General features: G+C 64.6%; 2 pseudogenes. One reads left to right on the forward strand and one right to left on the reverse strand.

Annotation, left to right across the window (positions count from 1 at the left end):
• Window positions 1-408: 408 nt before the first annotated feature.
• A pseudogene (locus ACWFQ8_RS33505) lies at window positions 409-603 on the forward strand (IS630 family transposase); the annotation flags it as partial.
• A 427-nt stretch (window positions 604-1,030) separates the two neighbouring features.
• Here ACWFQ8_RS33505 and ACWFQ8_RS33510 read toward each other — a convergent pair.
• A pseudogene (locus ACWFQ8_RS33510) lies at window positions 1,031-1,396 on the reverse strand (flavoprotein); the annotation flags it as partial.
• Window positions 1,397-1,694 lie beyond the last annotated feature (298 nt).

Consider the following 1,694-nt stretch of genomic DNA (forward strand, 5'->3'; position numbering starts at 1 on the left):
AGTACCGCTTCGTGTACTTGCTTCCCACCTGGCACTACTTCCTCTGGAACCTCAGATCCCAGTCTCCAGGTGTCCACGATCAAGGGGAAGCTTCACGCAGAGGCTTGCCCCCAAGGGCGACGTCCGCCAGCCGTCGTACGTAGCGGCTGTGGCACCACTCGCTGACCTGCCCGCATCCCACACAGCCCGCGGGAACACTGGATCTCGTGCGCGCGTGAACCGCCACAACAGCATCGGAGACCTCGACCGAGACCACCAGAACGGTTGCCAACTCCGGTAACAGCTACGCCAGTTCAACAGGGCACAATCAGAGGCTGCCCGCAATTCGGGCCGGCCGACCATGACACCGAGATGGTCTCCGCCTACGAAAATCTTGCCAGAGCCACGTTCTCACTTGTACGCCGACAGCCCGCCTACTCACCCGAACTCAACCCAGTCGAGTGGGTATGGGCCCACGTCAAACGCAGCCTCGCCGTCATGGCCCTCGACCGCCTGGAAACCCTCATCCGCAACCGCCTCAAACGCGTCCAATACCGGCCCCACACCCTCGACGGCTTCATAGCCAGCACCGGCCTGACCCTCGACGCACCAGCCTCACCCTGAAAAGCCGAAGTCAGCAATGCTCACCTGGTGCTGACATGAGTGACGAATGGCCACGTCATTCTCATGCCGACTGCTATAGCAGGTGCGGGGTTTTCTCTGGTCAGAGGCGTGGTCCACGTCGTGGAGCTTCGTCCGGTCGGCCGAGGCGGTGCTGACGAACCGGTTGGCGAACCCGCCGGACGATCTGGTCAGATACCGGGCCCCCCGAACCGGCCTGGTGCTTCCCGGGCAGGTGTCGGCGTACACGTGAACGTAGGTCGTACGTCGACAGCAAGCCGGCTGGGCCCGCGGTCCAAGCTAGGGAAGGCGTAGTAAACGATTCCCAACTGGTGGTCTGCCTGAGGCACGGGGTGAGTAGTGCGGCCGGTGGCCGCGACTGGACCCCCGTCCCGGTCGTGGCCACGCTGGCCTGGTGTTGGACCCTGTGTCAGCAGCCGCCGGTAGAGGCGGGGGTGCCGATCGTCAGGGGTTGCGGGGTGGCGAGCCGCCGCCGTCTCTTCGGCGGCATAGGGCTGCTCGAAGAGGCCCGCGTCATCGCACACTCTGGTCTCCGGCAGGTCGGCTCCAGGCGCTCGGCGGCTTCCTGGTGACCGGCCAGCGCGGCGGGCGTTGGAGCGCACCTGCTCGTATCCGGTCGTGGCGAGGAAAGCGGCGCGCGACCGTAGAATTTCATGCCGACCAGTTGGACGCCCTGTTCGGGGCGGGAGCTCGTTCACGCTGTGCGGGCAGACGGTGCCGCGGGAGTTCTGGTTGAGTCGTTCAGCGGCGCTACGGCGTTGGCCTGGAAGCGCTCAGCGCTACTTGTAACCTCCAAGGAGAATATACTGGCGATTGTCAGCGTCGTTGATGTAGAGCGAGTCTTCATGGTTTTTGGTTCTCCTTCTGTTTCATCTACCGGCCATGTCACCGATGCCGAATATCTGAACGGTCGCTACGGCTGTATCACTGCGGTCCGCCTGCCCTCCCGCACAGCTGTGGCTGCCGCGACGGCTGTGGCTAACGAGCTCGTGCATGGTTGGCGGTGACGCGTCGAAAGGTGCAGGTCGGGCCGGGGGTCACCGTGCCTGACGGGCCCCGCGGGTGGCGGTCTG

This window comes from Streptomyces sp. NPDC055254 (assembly GCF_053606025.1).